Annotated in this window: 17 protein-coding genes and 1 pseudogene; 15 read left to right on the forward strand and 3 right to left on the reverse strand. The window is 38.0% G+C overall.

Annotated features, from left to right (window positions below; all coding sequences use genetic code 11):
* Positions 1–82 precede the first annotated feature (82 nt).
* The 8 genes from prfB to AZF08_RS12765 all read left to right on the forward strand — a co-directional run bounded on the left by prfB (position 83) and on the right by AZF08_RS12765 (position 9212).
* Positions 83–1184 (forward strand): peptide chain release factor 2 gene (gene prfB, locus AZF08_RS12730; RefSeq protein ID WP_153019525.1). Its coding sequence is split into 2 segments (ribosomal slippage): positions 83–154 and positions 156–1184, totalling 1101 coding nucleotides; the frame shifts between segments, so codons are not numbered across the junction.
* Between the two features lie 449 nt (positions 1185–1633).
* Positions 1634–1957, forward strand: coding sequence for a cytochrome c551 (cccB, locus tag AZF08_RS12735; RefSeq protein WP_033673232.1), 324 nt, complete (start codon positions 1634–1636; stop codon positions 1955–1957).
* Between the two features lie 501 nt (positions 1958–2458).
* Positions 2459–3145: a cell division ATP-binding protein FtsE gene (gene ftsE / locus AZF08_RS12740; protein WP_082246000.1), complete on the forward strand. Its 687-nt coding sequence runs from the start codon at positions 2459–2461 to the stop codon at positions 3143–3145.
* Complete coding sequence (ftsX, locus tag AZF08_RS12745) at positions 3135–4028, forward strand: permease-like cell division protein FtsX (protein WP_033673231.1); 894 nt, start codon at positions 3135–3137, stop codon at positions 4026–4028. The genes ftsE and ftsX overlap by 11 nt, the downstream gene beginning before the upstream one ends.
* 118 nt (positions 4029–4146) lie before the next feature.
* Entirely contained in the window at positions 4147–5580 is a 1434-nt protein-coding gene (locus tag AZF08_RS12750) for a S41 family peptidase (protein ID WP_438823428.1), read from the forward strand.
* A 113-nt stretch (positions 5581–5693) separates the two neighbouring features.
* Positions 5694–6878: a PDZ domain-containing protein gene (locus AZF08_RS12755; RefSeq protein ID WP_033673229.1), complete on the forward strand. Its 1185-nt coding sequence runs from the start codon at positions 5694–5696 to the stop codon at positions 6876–6878.
* 159 nt (positions 6879–7037) lie between these two features.
* Positions 7038–8753 carry an ABC transporter ATP-binding protein gene (locus tag AZF08_RS12760; protein ID WP_033673228.1) on the forward strand — a complete coding sequence of 572 codons (1716 nt, stop codon included), beginning with the start codon at positions 7038–7040 and terminating at the stop codon, positions 8751–8753.
* 147 nt (positions 8754–8900) lie between these two features.
* Complete coding sequence (locus AZF08_RS12765) at positions 8901–9212, forward strand: heavy metal-binding domain-containing protein (protein ID WP_033673227.1); 312 nt, start codon at positions 8901–8903, stop codon at positions 9210–9212.
* 171 nt (positions 9213–9383) lie between these two features.
* On the opposite strand, the gene abc-f is transcribed toward AZF08_RS12765, so the two are convergent.
* The 3 genes and pseudogenes from abc-f to AZF08_RS12780 form a co-directional block, all read right to left on the reverse strand.
* Positions 9384–11018 carry a ribosomal protection-like ABC-F family protein gene (abc-f, locus tag AZF08_RS12770; protein ID WP_033673226.1) on the reverse strand — a complete coding sequence of 545 codons (1635 nt, stop codon included), beginning with the start codon at positions 11016–11018 and terminating at the stop codon, positions 9384–9386.
* Between the two features lie 263 nt (positions 11019–11281).
* A pseudogene (locus AZF08_RS12775) lies at positions 11282–11479 on the reverse strand (flavodoxin family protein); the annotation flags it as partial.
* A 60-nt stretch (positions 11480–11539) separates the two neighbouring features.
* A complete protein-coding gene (locus tag AZF08_RS12780; RefSeq protein WP_033673225.1) occupies positions 11540–12433 on the reverse strand; it encodes a LysR family transcriptional regulator in 894 nt (297 codons plus the stop codon).
* Between the two features lie 257 nt (positions 12434–12690).
* Between AZF08_RS12780 and AZF08_RS12785 the strand changes: the two genes are divergently transcribed.
* From AZF08_RS12785 to AZF08_RS12815, 7 genes are all read left to right on the forward strand, one after another.
* Positions 12691–13713, forward strand: coding sequence for a YeiH family protein (locus AZF08_RS12785; RefSeq protein ID WP_033673224.1), 1023 nt, complete (start codon positions 12691–12693; stop codon positions 13711–13713).
* 211 nt (positions 13714–13924) lie between these two features.
* Positions 13925–14122 (forward strand): helix-turn-helix transcriptional regulator, encoded by a 198-nt coding sequence (locus AZF08_RS12790; RefSeq protein WP_033673223.1) that lies wholly within the window; start codon positions 13925–13927, stop codon positions 14120–14122.
* A gap of 13 nt (positions 14123–14135) precedes the next feature.
* A complete protein-coding gene (locus AZF08_RS12795) occupies positions 14136–14351 on the forward strand; it encodes a hypothetical protein (RefSeq protein ID WP_033673222.1) in 216 nt (71 codons plus the stop codon).
* A gap of 51 nt (positions 14352–14402) precedes the next feature.
* Entirely contained in the window at positions 14403–14630 is a 228-nt protein-coding gene (locus AZF08_RS12800; RefSeq protein WP_033673221.1) for a hypothetical protein, read from the forward strand.
* Between the two features lie 106 nt (positions 14631–14736).
* Entirely contained in the window at positions 14737–15498 is a 762-nt protein-coding gene (locus AZF08_RS12805) for a MerR family transcriptional regulator (protein ID WP_033673220.1), read from the forward strand.
* Positions 15495–16115: a hypothetical protein gene (locus AZF08_RS12810; RefSeq protein ID WP_033673219.1), complete on the forward strand. Its 621-nt coding sequence runs from the start codon at positions 15495–15497 to the stop codon at positions 16113–16115. Before AZF08_RS12805 ends, AZF08_RS12810 begins: the two co-directional genes overlap by 4 nt.
* Before the next feature lie 91 nt (positions 16116–16206).
* Entirely contained in the window at positions 16207–16644 is a 438-nt protein-coding gene (locus AZF08_RS12815; RefSeq protein WP_033673218.1) for a DUF4362 domain-containing protein, read from the forward strand.
* Position 16645: the final 1 nt, after the last annotated feature.

A 16645-nucleotide genomic window follows, 5' to 3' on the forward strand; every position in this document is an offset into this window, starting at 1 on the left:
GTTAAACTCTCTCTGCAATAAGCGGAGAGAGTTTCCCTTGTTTTTATATAAAAGCGAAAGTAATTACATAGAGGTGAAGAGCATGGAATTAGTAGAAATTAGGCAAGAACTAGAGAAAATGGCTAAGAGATTAGCGGCTTTTAGGGGGTCTCTTTGACCTCCCTGGAAAAGAAAAACGCATTGCAGAATTAGAAGATACAATGATGGGTGTGGGCTTTTGGGATGATCAACAAGGCGCGCAAACAGTAATTAATGAAGCAAATGCATTAAAAGAAATGGTTGGGAAGTTTCGCCAGCTAGATGAAACGTTTGAAAACTTAGAAGTGACACATGAGCTTGTAAAAGAAGAATACGATGAAGAATTGCATGCGGAATTAGAATCTGAAGTAAAGTCATTAGCTGAAGAAATGAATGAGTATGAGCTGCAGTTGTTACTAAGCGGTCCGTATGATAAAAATAATGCCATCTTAGAATTGCATCCAGGTGCTGGTGGAACAGAGTCACAAGACTGGGGTTCTATGCTATTACGCATGTATACACGCTGGGCTGAAAAACGTGGATTTAAAGTGGACACGGTCGATTATCTACCAGGTGATGAAGCTGGAATTAAAAGTGTTACGCTATTAATTAAAGGGCATAATGCTTACGGTTACTTGAAAGCTGAAAAGGGTGTACATCGTCTTGTACGTATTTCACCGTTCGATTCTTCTGGTCGTCGTCATACATCATTCGTATCTTGTGAAGTTGTACCTGAATTCAATGATGATATTGAGATTGAAGTGCGTACAGAAGATTTGAAAATCGATACGTACCGTGCAAGTGGTGCGGGTGGACAGCATATTAATACGACGGATTCTGCAGTTCGTATTACACACATCCCGACAAATGTTATTGTAACGTGTCAATCTCAGCGCTCTCAGATAAAAAACCGTGAACATGCTATGAAGATGTTGAAGGCGAAGTTATATCAAAAGAGACTAGAAGAACAGCAGGCAGAAATGGATGAAATCCGCGGGGAACAAAAAGAAATTGGCTGGGGAAGTCAAATTCGTTCATACGTATTCCACCCGTACTCTCTTGTAAAAGACCACCGTACAAATACGGAGGTTGGGAATGTACAAGCGGTTATGGATGGAGAAATTGACCCATTTATTGATGCATATTTACGTTCTCGTCTTTCCTAAGAAAAAAGCCAACGAATTGTTGGCGTATAGATGAGGAAATAGAGGATATAAAGAGGCATATCTTGTCTATATAGATAAGAGAAGGAGGAAGAGAAGTTGGAGTGACAACTTCTCTTTTTAATGGGCTTGGTTTTATCATATAAGGTCGTATATTGTTTTGTAAAAAGTAGAAAATAGAAGAACTGGAATGTAATTGATAAGGAATTCGCATAGGACTTTCCTTTTCTGTTTTTCAGAAAAAGTATCTTTGTAAAGATTTATGGTTGTTCACAGAATTGAAACAATTGAAGGGAGCTTGTTCTAGCAAGGTTTTCACCGCTTTTGTAAAAAATATCCTATGCAGGTTAGTTTTTCTGAATGGGGATAATTATTATAATGGCAAGTGAGAGCTATGCATGAGTATGGCTTCATAAATTATAAGAAGGAATCAACATTGGGGAGCGATATAAGTGAAAAAGAAATTGTTGGCGATTGCACTAGGAACTTCAGTAGTTTTTGCTTTAGGAGCATGCGGAAATAAAGAAGAGAGCAAATCTTCTAATCAGTCTGCAAGCACGGATAGTGCAGAACAAATTTTCCAAAAAAGTTGTGCAGGTTGTCATGCTAGTGATTTATCAGGGGCAACTGGACCAGATCTGCAAAAAGTAGGCGGTAAATATGACGCGGCTGATATCGAAAAGATTATTTTAAAAGGACGCGGGGCAATGTCACCAGGACTTATTCAAGGTGAAGATGCGAAAAAAGTATCAGAGTGGTTAGCAGAACATAAATAAGAAAAGTGAAGGCGGCTCGTTCAAAATCGCAGGGTGTTGGAGCCTCCGATAGAGAGGTGCTCTTTGCCTCGTCCGAGGTGGCGAAATGACCGGAGATTTTAGCCGTTACATGTAGACAAAAGTAGAATAGGGTCGATCTTAGAAACTCATAGACTAAGGCTCTTCCGAACAGAAAGTAATCGGGACTTTCTTATGCGGAAGGTTACTAGGTATGAGGAGAAAGGTCTACTCTTTTTCTTGTTTTTTTTGTGATGTAACACAACTGTAACAAAATTGTATCCGAATTGGAAACCTAATGATGTTACAATGTAATTTGTAGAATTTTGCTGAAAGATATACATAAAACAGCGCCAGTGATAAAGAAGGAAATGTTGTCACTACTAAGTAAGAAAAGCTGTATACAACAAGAATAGTAAGTGAGAGTGAGAGCTTTTGCTTTCATGTTCAGATAGGCAGAAAAAAGTATGTCGAAAAAAATCATTAAGTATTGGGTGATAAATAATGATCAAAATGACGAATGTTTATAAGGAGTATCCAAATGGCATGAAAGCCATCAATGGACTCACAGTTAACATTAAACAGGGTGAATTTGTATACGTAGTTGGACCGAGTGGAGCCGGGAAATCTACATTTATTAAGATGATGTATCGTGAAGAAAAACCATCAACAGGATCTATCAATGTGAATGGTCTTGTAATTGAGACGTTGGCAGAGCGTGATGTACCATATTTCCGTCGTCAACTAGGCGTGATTTTCCAAGACTTTAAATTACTACCTAAATTAACGGTATATGAGAATGTAGCGTTTGCTTTAGAAGTAATTGAAGAAGAACCTGAGGCAATCCGTGAGCGTGTTACAGAAGTATTAGGTCTTGTAGGTCTTGAAGATCGTGCGGAGGCGTTCCCGAATGAGCTTTCTGGCGGGGAACAACAGCGTGTGGCAATTGCAAGAGCGATTGTAAATAAGCCAAAAGTTGTAATTGCGGATGAGCCGACAGGAAACTTAGATATTGATACAGCACTTGATATTATGAGTATTTTCAAACGTATTAACGAGCGTGGTACAACAATTGTTATGGCAACGCATAACTCAGATATCGTAAATACAATTCGCCATCGTGTAATTGCGATTGAAGGCGGAAAAATTGTTCGAGATGAGATTGAGGGAGGATACGGATATGAAGACTAAAACCCTTAGTCGACATTTACGAGAAGGTGTAAAAAATCTATCCCGTAACGGATGGATGACGTTTGCTTCTGTAAGTGCAGTAACAGTTACATTACTACTTGTAGGTGTCTTTTTAACAGCGATTATGAATATGAACCACTTCGCAACGAAAGTGGAGCAAGATGTAGAAATTCGTGTACACATTGATCCAGCAGCGAAAGAAGCAGATCAAAAGAAATTACAAGAAGATATGGATAAGATTTCAAAGGTAGAGTCTATTAAATATTCGTCTAAAGAAGAAGAATTAAAACGTTTGATTAAAAGCTTAGGTGACAGCGGAAAAACGTTTGAACTATTTGAGCAAGATAATCCATTGAAAAACGTATTTGTTGTAAAAGCAAAAGAGCCAACAGATACAGCTACAATTGCAACGAAGATTGAAAAGATGCAATTTGTTAGCAATGTACAATACGGTAAAAATGAAGTGAAGAAACTGTTTGATACAGTAAAAACAGGACGTAATATTGGGATTGTGTTAATTGCTGGTCTTTTATTCACAGCGATGTTCTTAATCTCTAATACAATTAAAATTACAATTTATGCGCGAAGCACAGAGATTGAAATCATGAAACTTGTTGGGGCGACAAACTGGTTTATTCGTTGGCCGTTCCTATTAGAAGGTTTATTCCTAGGTATTTTAGGTTCAATCCTTCCGATTATCGTAATTGTATCTTCTTACAGTTCGATTCAAGGTATGTTCAATCAGAAGCTCGGCGGTACAATTTTCGAAGTTCTTCCATATAGCCCGTTTGTATTCCAATTAGCTGGTTTATTAATGTTAATTGGTGCATTAATCGGTATGTGGGGCAGCGTAATGTCAATTCGTCGCTTCTTAAAAGTATAAAAAGTTGCAAACATAATTCGTACAAGCTTATCATATAGTAGAAATAGGTAAAGGCATCACACAATGTGTGATGCCTTTTGCTACACCACCTGTGTGCTTTGGAAAGGGGAATTCCGCATTGAAACGTAGAGTTGCGATTATTGGAATGGTTATTGCATTTTTAATTGGTGCTGGCGGAATGTTTGCAGGTATGTATGTATTTTCAAATAATCCATATATGGCGCAAACAATTACAGGCGATAGTGCCGGCACGAAACAAGGAGATTTGGCTAAAATTAATGAGGCGTATGCACTGATTGATTCGCGTTATGTGGAAGACGTGAAAGATGACAAACTTGTTGAGGGAGCGATACAAGGAATGTTGTCTATGCTGAAGGACCCTTATTCCACGTATATGGATAAAGAAACAGCGAAGCAATTTGAGCAATCGCTTGATCCTGAGCTTGAAGGTATTGGTGCTGAGGTAAACAAAACGGAGGGGAAATTGATCATTGTCTCTCCAATTAAAGGTTCACCAGCAGAGAAAGCAGGCATTAAACCAAATGATCAAATTTTATCGGTAGATGGAAATAGTGTGAAAGATTTATCACGTGAGGAAGCAGTATTAAAGATTCGTGGCAAAAAAGGAACGACTGTTGCAATTGAAATTAAACGTGCAGGAGTGACAGATCCACTAGAATTTAAAATTAAGCGTGAAAAAATTCCAATCTTTACGGTCTTTAGTTCTGTAAAGAAAGAGAAAGAAAAAGATATTGGTTATATCCAGATTACATCTTTCTCTGAAAATACAGCGAAAGAATTTAAGGATCAATTAAAAGAGCTTGAAAAGAAAGATATAAAAGGCTTAGTCATTGATGTGCGTGGTAACCCAGGAGGGTACTTAAATAGTGTAGAAGATATACTAGGGGTAATCATGACAGACAAAAAACCAATGCTACAAGTTGAACAGCGAAATGGTGAGAAAAAGAAATTCTCCACTTCCTTAAAAGAGAGAAAGGCATATCCAATTTCAGTATTAATTGATAACGGAAGTGCTTCTGCATCTGAAATTTTAGCAGGGGCATTAAAAGAAGGCGAAGGATATGATTTAGTTGGTGAAAAGACATTTGGAAAAGGTACTGTTCAGCAAGCTGTTCCGTTTAAAGACGGTAGTAACATTAAACTAACGATGTTTAAGTGGCTTACACCAGATGGCAATTGGATTCATAAAAAAGGAATTGCCCCAACGGTGGAAGTGAAGCAGCCAGATTATTACCATGCAACGCCAATTCAAATTGAGAAGACACTTTCTTATAATGCAAATGATGTGCAAGTGAAGCACGCACAGGAGATGTTGAAAAGCTTAGGATATGTAACAGGACGTGAAGACGGGTATTTCAGTAAGGAAACAGAGTCGGCTTTAAAAGCATTCCAAAATGCAAATGAAATGGAAGCAACAGGTCAACTTGATAAAAAGACAGCTGAAGCAATTCAAAATAAAATCATTGAAAAGATTCGTTCTGGCGAAAATGATCTACAATTGCAGGCGGCATTAAAGTTAATAGCGAAATAAGAAAAAATACAGGCATTTTAAATGCCTGTATTTTTTTTGTGTGTTAAACAAACGCTTGTTTAGTTGTGATAAGATAAAAAGAAATGATTATATAAATGGTGGTGAAGTAGTTCGTGGAAGCGTGGTCTTTTGAGATAATGCGAGCAGTTGGACGTTTTTTCTTACACCCTGCTGTCTATGTATTTTTGATAAGTAGTATTTTTGTTGGATACTTACGTATATTACGAGAACGAAAAGATTTTTCTTTTAAAGTATATGATATTTGGTTGGAACTACGAACATCCTGGTTTTCAGGAATTGGATATGGACTTCTTGTATCTGTTATAACGATCGGACTTGGGTTAGTTTTGTCACAATCAAGTATATGGATGATTCTAATATGGACATTATTATTTGGACTAGCTACTGGGTATCGATATTTATCTTCAGCATACACATTTGGTGTAGCGATTGTAGGAGTTTTGTTATCTTCTAAGATGCCACTCTCTTTCATGCAGCTTGGAGAAGGAGAAGAGGGAACAATTGTATCACTTGCTATTCTACTTGGTGTGATGCTATTTGTAGAAGGGTTATTGATTTCTAAAAATGCAGTGTGGCATTCAACACCAAAAATGAGAAAAGGAAAGCGCGGTTTAAATATTGGGTTACATGAATCTAAACGTCTGTGGCTTGTCCCGATTTTTGTTCTTGTTCCGGGAGATGCTGTTACGCAGTTTGTTGCATGGTGGCCTGTTGTTTCTATCGGTTCACAAACATATTCTTTATTTCTCGTTCCATTTCTAATTGGCTTTATGCGTACAATTAGAAGTTATGAACCGAGGGAAGCACTATTATTTACAGGAAGACGTGTATTTGGACTAGCGGCGATCGTCCTTGTTCTCGGTGTTGTCAGTTATTGGTGGCATGTACTAGCAATTGTAGCGATGGGGGCCGCGATGCTTGGTCGATTCACAATTGCGATGCAGGAGCGCATAGCTGATGAGACGCGTCCAGCTTATTTTGCAGCGCGTAATGATGGATTGGTTGTATTAGATGTCATTCCGAATACAGTCGGCGCAGAAATGAATCTGAAGCCTGGAGAGGTTATTACGAAAGTGAATGGTGTAATACCTCAGAGTGCGGAAGTATTCTATGATGCACTTCAGTCTAAGACGACAGGGGCATTTTGTAAACTAGAAGTACTCGATACAAATGGTGAACTGCGCCTTGTTCAAACTGCACTGTATGCAGGGGGACATCATGAATTAGGTATTGTATTTGTTCAGCAGGAACATAAGTGGGATACGGAAGCAATCTAATTTGAAAGACCTTCATCGAAGTAGAATAGATGAAGGTCTTTTGTGTAGAGTAATAGATTTATGGACAGATAACTTGAATAATGTTGTGATAATGGTTATCATTTAAAAGGACTTTGTTAGCATACAAAGTCCTTTTATTTTGAATAAGGGAGGAATTTTATGCTGCGTCGATTTTTTTCTTACTATAAGCCATATAAAGGTTTATTCGTACTCGATTTTTCCTGTGCTGTCATTGCGGGGCTACTGGAACTTGGTTTTCCGCTTATTGTGAATCAGTTTATTGATAAATTATTACCAGGACAAAATTGGACACTTATTTTGTGGGCTTGTATCGGTTTATTAGCAATTTATGTGCTAAATGCTGGCTTGCAATATGTTGTTACATATTGGGGACATATGCTCGGAGTTAATATTGAAACGAATATGCGTCAAAAGTTATTTGATCATGTCCAAAAGCTATCATTTCGATTTTTTGATAATAACAAGACAGGTCATTTAATTTCACGTCTTACGAATGATTTAATGGAAATTGGTGAAATTGCCCATCATGGACCAGAGGACTTATTTATTGCGATTATGACTTTAGTTGGGGCATTTTCATTTATGATGCTAATTAACTGGAAGCTAGCACTTCTTACATTTTTAGTTATCCCATTCTTACTATGGTTAGCACTTTATTTCAATCGCAAGATGACAGGTACATTCAGACGTCTATTCTCAGACGTTGCTGACTTTAATGCATGTATTGAGAATAATGTTGGCGGGATTCGTGTTGTACAAGCATTCGGAAACGAGAAGTTTGAGAAGGAGCAATTTGCAGTAAATAACGCTCGTTTTCGTACGACAAAGCTGATGGCATATAAAATCATGGCGTTAAACTCATCGATTAGTTATATGCTTATGCGTCTTGTGACATTGTTTGTATTGATATGCGGGACTTGGTTTGTATTGCAAGGAGAATTAACATATGGCGGATTTATTGGTTTTGTATTATTAACGAATATTTTCTTCCGTCCAATTGAAAAAATTAATGCTGTAATTGAAAGTTATCCAAAAGGAATCGCAGGTTTTAAAAGATATGTGGAACTATTAGACACAGAACCAGACATTGTAGATTCTAAGAATGCAATTGAAGTAAAACAGGTACATGGTGATATTCAATATAACAACATTACTTTCGGATATGAAAAACAAGAGCCGATTTTAAAAAATATTGATTTGAAAATTCGTGCAGGAGAAACGGTTGCTTTTGTTGGACCATCAGGTGCAGGAAAAACAACATTATGTAGCTTATTACCACGTTTTTATGAGCTTGCAGATGGCTCTATCACAATCGACGGTATTGATACGAAGGACATGACGCTATCATCACTTCGTAAGCAGATTGGGATTGTACAGCAGGATGTATTTTTATTTTCTGGAACGATTCGAGAGAATATTGCTTACGGAAATTTACAAGCGCCAGAATCTGAAATTTGGAAAGCGGTTAAGCGTGCACAGTTAGAGGATTTAATTTACTCTCAGCCAGACGGATTAGATACAGTCATTGGTGAGAGAGGCGTGAAACTTTCAGGGGGACAAAAACAGCGTTTAGCAATCGCGCGTATGTTCCTGAAAAACCCGCCGATTTTAATTCTAGATGAAGCAACCTCTGCGCTGGATACGGAAACGGAATTAGCAATTCAACAATCACTTGCTGAACTAGCAGTTGGCCGCACAACATTAGTAATTGCCCACAGGCTTGCGACGATTAAAAATGCGGATCGAATTATTGTTGTAAATAAGGATGGTATCGCTGAGCAAGGTTCACATGAAGAATTAATTAAGCAGGGTGGAGGCTATAGCAGACTATACGAAGCACAGTTTAGTTCATAGGTCTGAAATAGTAGAATGTGACAAATGGAATAATGAATGTTTCAGTAGCTTTCACAAATCAGAAGACTTTGTATATGTAATTTTAAAGGAATTAGCGTACCATATAGGTAGGCAATGAAAAGATACATATATGGGAGGCTATAAAAAATGATTGTAACAACAACTTCTACTATTCAAGGGAAAGAAATTACCCAGTATATTGATATTGTAAACGGTGAAGCAATTATGGGTGCAAATATTGTGCGCGATTTATTCGCTTCTGTTCGTGACGTTGTCGGTGGTCGTGCAGGTGCATATGAAAGTAAACTAAAAGAAGCGCGTGACATTGCAATGGAAGAGATGAAAACTCTTGCGAAGCAAAAAGGTGCAAATGCAATTGTTGGCATTGATGTGGATTATGAAGTAGTTCGCGAAGGAATGTTAATGGTTGCGGTAAGTGGTACTGCTGTACGTATATAAAGCGTCAAAAAAGCCGTGCTTCGTGCACGGCTTTTTTATGTTGTATATTGTCGAACCGCCGATATTCTATGTCGAGTGGTCGATATATTTTGAAAATCGCCGATATCCTATGTTGAATTATCGATATTTCTTGGGAAATGGTAGCGGCCTCGTCGATATATAGGGAAGACACTAGAGGGCTTCCTTACAATTCTTGATTTTCTCCAATAAATGCTCATATTCTCGTTCAAGAAGTAAAATGTCATCATGCCGATCAGGCATGGAAATACGACTGATGATTTCGGTTAATTTTGTTTGTAAACGCAATAATTCTTGCTCGGTAGTATTTACAGAAGTTTGTTCCGTTCGTTTTATATATTGCTCATAACTTCCGTGGAAGAGTCGTGGTTCAGTTTCATCTATGTGTAAAATATGATCTGCAACCGAACGAATAAAGGCACGGTCATGGCTAATAAAAAGCACGGTTCCAGGATATTCTTGTAGCATCTGTTCTAATTCTTCCTGCGTCGTTAAATCTAAATAGTTTGTTGGTTCATCGAGCAGAAGCATATTATAATTTCCTAAAAATACTTTCGCCAGTGCTACCTTTGTTCGCTCGCCACCGCTTAATACGTGCACAGGTTTATAGACATCTTCGCGCCGGAAAAGAAGGCGGGCTAGTATCGTTCTAACAAATGCCTCTGTATAATTCGTTTCTTCTAAAACATTCTCTAAAATTGTTTGATCCGTTTTTAAAATAGATAACGTTTGTTCAAAGTAGCCAATTTTACAGCTTTTTGAAAGCTGAATACCACGCTCATTTGCAAGGATCATTTTGAATAATGTTGTTTTACCGCTTCCGTTAGCTCCTAAAATAGCAAGTTTCGCACCAGGAGCGGCACTGCCGTTCATATTTTGAAATAGTGTACGACTTCCGAGTCTTTTCGTTGTTTTATTAAGCTGTATAGCTGTTTTACTATGAATCGGCGCATGGTATTGTACATCAAACTGAGCATTAGAGAATTCCTTTGGTTTTTCTTTCTTTTCTAGTTTTTCGAGTCTCGTTTCTAATGCTTTTGCTGCCTTGCTAACATTCTCTTGGCTGTGGGCGGCGGCTAGTTTATACAGTTTAGACTCAGAAGAACTATATCTAGTTGGAATTTTTGTCATACCAGAAGCGCGCTGCTTTCTGTGTAAAATAGATTGTTCTAAGCGCTTCTTTTCTTGCACATATTGTTCATATTCAGCTTGCTTTTCGATGCGTTCGTGTTCTTTCTGTTCACGATAATTTGAGTAGTTTCCTCTATATTCGCGAACAGTACCGTCTTCAATTTCAATGATTTTTGTACAAATGGTATCAAGGAACGCTCTATCGTGAGAGATTAAAACAAGTGTTCCTTTATAAGATAAGAAGGCTTGCTCTAATTGTTCCGTACCGGTCATATCTAAATGGCTGGTCGGTTCATCTGCAAATAAAACGGAAGCTTCCTGCTCAAGGGCATGAGCGATCTTTAAGCGCATTCGTTCACCGCCGCTCATTGCATCTGAAACGTTTGAAATGCTCCACTTTCCTTTTGCAAGGGAAGAGGCTGTTTCTAACGTTTCTTCACTTAACTGAGGAATAATGGCGATAGAGCCGTGGTGCGTAACAGTACCTTCATCAGGTTCTATTTCTTTGCTTAAAATTTGTAATAGTGTAGACTTTCCAGCCCCGTTGATTCCAACAATACCGATGCGGTCATGCGCTCTGATTTCAAGTGATTGTAACGTAAATATGGTGCGATCACCAAAGCTCTTTTCAATGTTACGTGCGAATAAAATGGTCATAAAAAAACCTCCCTAGTTTCACTAGAGAGGATAGACGTCGTCCGTATATGTAAAAATCGTGCGGAAATAAGCGATGCACATATTTTTACATGTCGCGATAAAAGAAAGTATCGACAAATGGACAGACTAATCCTCTTCTAGTTTTCATCATTTTTGTTCACTATTTGTGATGGATGAATAAATAAGAGAATTAGAACTTCATTGGCCGGGTTACCTTCCTTTCATAATATTACTTGTATTGTATGCGTATACAAACAAATTTGTCAAACCAATTCATGGTTATTATTTTTGAAATGTTCATTGTATAGTTTCGCTTTTGCTAGTGCTTCTTTATCATTTGAAATTTCATCTGGTACATTGGCATCACCGATAATGTAGCCCTCAAAAGAAGAGCCGACAAAATCCAAGATATATTGAAATTGTGCGATAAGGGGCAGTGCTTTTAGCTTTGCTAATTCTCCAATTCGCACTCTGCTTCACCCCTTTCGTATATATTGTAAACCTTCACACTAATGTGAAGGTCAACTCTGTTTTTTTGCAAATGATTGAACATGATCTAAAAAGACTTGAATGGCTTTGGAAGGAATAAAGTATTTCCCACGAACGATGGAAAAGGGGCGGATGAGTTTTTCGTTTGGAACCTCAACGTGGAAGAGTTCTTTTGCTTGTAACTCTTTTCTTACGGTCCAGTCAGAAAGGATCGCGATGCCAAGCCCAGCAGCAACGGCTTCTTTCACGCTTTGTATGCTACTAAATGTAAAGAAGCGCCTCATCTTTAAGTGATGGTGGTGGATAAAGCGATCGCTATAGGCGCGTGTTCCAGATCCTGTTTCTCTGAGAATCCATACTTGGTTTTGTAGTGAATCCTCATCTACTGTAGATACAGTTAGAAGGGGATGCTTTGGCGGGACGACGAGTTTCATTTCATCTTCCATAAATGTCTCTACATCCATATCGGTGTATACGACTTGCCCCTCCACTAAGCCGATATCAATTTGATTGGAGCGAATACTTTGGAGCACTTCTTCTGTATTAGAGATAAGTGTATGTACTTCAACGCGCGGGTTTTCATTTGCGAAGCGCGCTAATATTTTTGGGAGTAAGTACTCGCCAATCGTAAAGCTTGCTCCGATGCGCAAAGTTCCTGTGACAACGTTATGTAATTCGTTAATTTCTTGTTTGGCTTCTTCATAAAGCGATAGCATCTGCTTTGCATGAATGTATAAAATGTTGCCAGCCTCCGTAACTTGGACATGCTTTGGGGACCGCTGAATAAGCGTCGTACCAAACTCGTTTTCCAAATTACGAATATGCATGCTGACGCCAGGCTGTGAGAGATTTAACAGTTCGGCAGCGCGAGAGAAATGCTGCTGTTCGACAACGGTAACAAATATTTTTAAAATGTCGACGTTCATTGTATTCACTCCATTTCTTTTCATTTGGCTAATTTGAGTGGCTTCGCGTCATCTTGTGAGGCAAAAAGCGCCTCTTTGTCAGGAGCTTCATCCCCCTTCCATTCTGAACGAACCGCCGCCGCTTTTCTTTTAATTTTATCATAAGTTTTCTTGATGATTGAGATTGTATATTGGTATTAAACTTATTATTGGAATGCTTTTATAATGGAAATATAAGAAACGTGCATGTTTCAATATGATTATTGGAGTGGTACAAAGTGGAACAAACATTGATTATACAAAAAAAGAAGCGTCTCGGTTTTTCGCAAGGGATTGGGATTACGTTATTAATCGCTATTGCCGCGAAATATTTAGCAGAGCTTCCATTTTTAAATATTATGGGGCAATTGGTTATTGCTATTCTAATTGGGATGATTTGGAGAGCTACAATTAGTGTGCCTTATGAAGCAATCGCAGGAACGAATTTTGCTAGTAAGAAGTTACTTCGGTTCGGAATTATTTTACTCGGTATGCGTTTGAATTTAGTTGATATCGCGAAGGCTGGTTCGAAAGTATTGGTTATTGCCGCGGTTGTCATAGCATTTACGCTTGTTGTTGTGTATGCATTAACACGTGTTTTTAAAGTAGAGAAAAAGCTTGGGATTTTAACGGCATGTGGGACGGCAATTTGCGGCGCGGCCGCGGTCGTGGCCATTGCACCGCAAGTGAAAGCGAAGGATGATGAAACGGCAGTTGGTGCTGCAATTATCGCGATTTTAGGTACGATTTTTACGTTGATTTATACTTTATTATATCCAGTGCTAGGATTATCTCCTTATGGCTACGGTGTATTCTCTGGAGCGACGTTGCATGAAATCGCACACGTTATCGCTGCTGCAGCGCCGGGCGGAAGTGTATCTGTTGATATTGCAGTAATTGTAAAGTTAACGCGCGTTGCTATGCTTGTGCCAGTGGCAATTTTAATCGGTCTATGGTTTAAGCGTAGTGAAGGAGAAGGGCAAAAAGGTTCATGGCGTGACCTTCCGATTCCATGGTTCATTTTTGGGTTTTTAGCAATGAGCGCCATTCATTCGCTAGGTGTTATACCAGAGTTTGTAGCAGGATATATTGTAGTCATTGCTTATATGCTCATTGCAATGGCAATGGCAGGGCTTGGTTTAAATGTAGAGTTTACGACGTTCCGCAAATTAGGAAGTAGAGCATTTGTAGCAGGATTAGTAGGTTCTGTTTGCCTTACGGTTCTTGGATATATTCTTGTATATGCATTAGGCTTTATGTAAGGGAAAGAAAGGAGGCATAGTAGATATGCCTCCTTTTGTTATTTAGGAACAAGGGTGGAGCCTTCAGTGTCGATTCATAAAGGGCAGTATTCTTCTTTGGTGATTCGGATTTTGTTGTCTCGAATTAGAAATGGCTGCGATTCATATCTCTATCTTGTGAAATATTTTCCATTAATAAGTAAAGATATCTTTACTTTCGAAGGTGGAGCCTATGGGTGTGAAAAATAGAATTAAAGAACTAAGAAAGCAAAATCATATTACGCAAATTGAAATGGCGAAAGCGATGCAAGTGACAAGGCAGACGATTGTAGCGATTGAAAATCATCATTACAATCCAAGTTTAGAATTATCGCTAAAGCTTGCAAAGTATTTTGGGATGAGTGTGGAGGAGATATTTTCGTTGGAATGAGGGGGGAATGAGAATGCAAGATGAATATGAAAGACATCAATCAGATAAAGCGTTTAAATTTTTAGGATTGTTTTATACAATCAGTTTAGCGATATGGGGTATGTATAATCTTATTGTTTACGGAAGTGCTGGAACACCATTCATTCTTTTTGTTACTGGACAATTTATATACTTTTTTGTGAACTATTGGCCGAAGTGGCAGTTTAGAAAAAAGGAAGAGCATGAGTAGAAATCTGGATGGTGTAGAGCTTTATAAATAGATAAATAAAGGGAGAAAAGAATGGGATTAGCAGTTTTATGCGTAATTGCAGCGTTATTTGCATATATATGGGGTATGCAAAATTTTATTCAAAGTCCAGTGCCGAGTGTACTTGTTGTCATTGGAGTCGTAGGTTTGTCGTATTCTTTATTATTATCAGCGCACTATTATAAGACAGCAACAAGTGTTTTAGTTGGCTTTGTTTTTTTAACGTGTGGGTGTACAATTCAAAAAATATTAGTTCCGTAAAATCTGTGTATATGAAAAGGGGTGTGCACAGATTTTTTTGCGGTTTTTCACAAAAAACACTTGAAAGTTACGTTGCGTCATCTTTTACAATAAGGGAGAAAGGGTGATGGGAATGATCTCGATTCAAGATCTTACAAAAGAGACGGGGGTTACGGTAAGAACGCTCCGGTATTATGATCAAATTGATTTGCTGAGACCAAGCGGAAAAACAGAGGGGGGACACCGTTTATATAGTGAAGCGGATGTCATTCGTTTGCAGCAAGTTTTATTTTTAAAAGAAATGGGTTTCTCATTAAAAGAGATTATGAATATGTTAGTGACAGATGAATTAAGTTTGAAAGAAACGCTGGAAAAACAGCTTAAGTTTGTACAAGAAGAGCAAAAGAAGTTTAATCGGATGGAAAAGATTTTACAGGCTGTTGTGTATTCAGCGGAACTTGAAGGAGAGTTGGATTGGAAAATCATGTTCGAACTTATTCAACTTTCGAGGCAGTCTCCACGTGTACGCGAAATGTTTCAAAAGCAGATTTTTTCACACGATGAGCAAAAGTTACTTCACAATTTACCAAATATGAGTGAGGAAGATACGAACGTTCAAGAATGGGTAGATTTGTTAAAACAGTTACGTGGTTTTATGAAAGAAGGCAAGGAGGCATCTCATGATAAAGTGCAAGAAGCTACGAGGAAGTTAATGGCGAAATGTATGGAGATGGCAAAAGGTGATGAGGAATTTCTAGATAAACTATGGGAAGTCCGAAAGTCAAAAGAAGATTCGCAGAAGATGAATATGTATCCAATTGAAGAGGAGCTTCTCGCGTATATGGATGAGGCTTTTCGCATATGTGATGAGAGGGAGCGACAGAAATGAATATACTTGCAGAATATCGTTGGTATTTCTTAATTGGGGCAGAAATTGTATTTTGGGTATCAGCTATTGGGTTCTTTTTAATGCGTTACGGTTTTCGCTTACGGAAAGCTAGCTTCATTATGGGGATTGTATTACTGTTTAATGAAGTATTTATTTTAGCTTTAGGTGTTATTGATTATTATCAGACAGGTACGTTTTCTAACTTTCAAATTATCACAGTAGTGATATTACTATATGCACTCTTTTATGGAAAAAAAGATTTAAAGAAATTAGATATATGGGTACAGAAACTAGTTGCGAAATGGCGAAAGGAGCCATTACCTATTATAGAGGATCCATTAGAAGTTACCGGTTGGGCATACACAAAACAAGAAATTGGGCAATGGAGTTTACATCTCGTTTTATTTATCATCGTTCATCTTGTATTTTTCTTTATGTATGGACTTGTGCCGATTGATCAGTGGGGAGATTGGTTTGAAAAAGGAATTGTTTTAAATGAGGTAGCTAGCCGTGTGAGCCAAGTGTGGGGCATTATATTTTTAGTAGATACGGTAATTACATTTTCATATGTATTTTTCCCGAAGAAGGAGAAGGGAAAAGAGAAGCTGCTTTCATAAAATGAGAGTGGCTTTTTTGCTTGAGGAAAGGTTTTATTACTAATTACAAAGAATCTCTTACTGTGTATATAAAGAGTTTGAATAGGAGAGGATGACAATAAGAACAAGGATTGGTTTTACATGCCTTTTTGTATGTATCGTAAGTTTAGTAGCATGTTCACAATCTAGTAGTAAAATTGACAAGAATAATGACGTGATTGCAAAAGGATATAAAATTTCTAATTTGCATAAATTCGAGAAGTTTGCCCTGAATGTTGGAAATGGTGAGGCGGATAAAATCCGTATTGTGCATTACACAGATGAAGGAGATCCAATCTTTCAAACACTAGAATACGATGGGAAAGAAGTCCGCTATACTTCAGATGATTCTCATGATAAATTCGCCGGTACAGGTAAGGGAATTTATTCAGATACTTGTAAAAAGATAACGAAGGATATACATGAAGAAGATGAAAGATATATGCTAACTGATTGTAAGAAAGAAACCGGGCGCAATGGGTATGATTTGTTAAGCGTTCCAGTGAAATAAA

It is taken from the genome of Bacillus gaemokensis (genome assembly GCF_001590835.1).
In the GTDB taxonomy this organism is placed as follows: Bacteria; Bacillota; Bacilli; order Bacillales; family Bacillaceae_G; genus Bacillus_A; species Bacillus_A gaemokensis.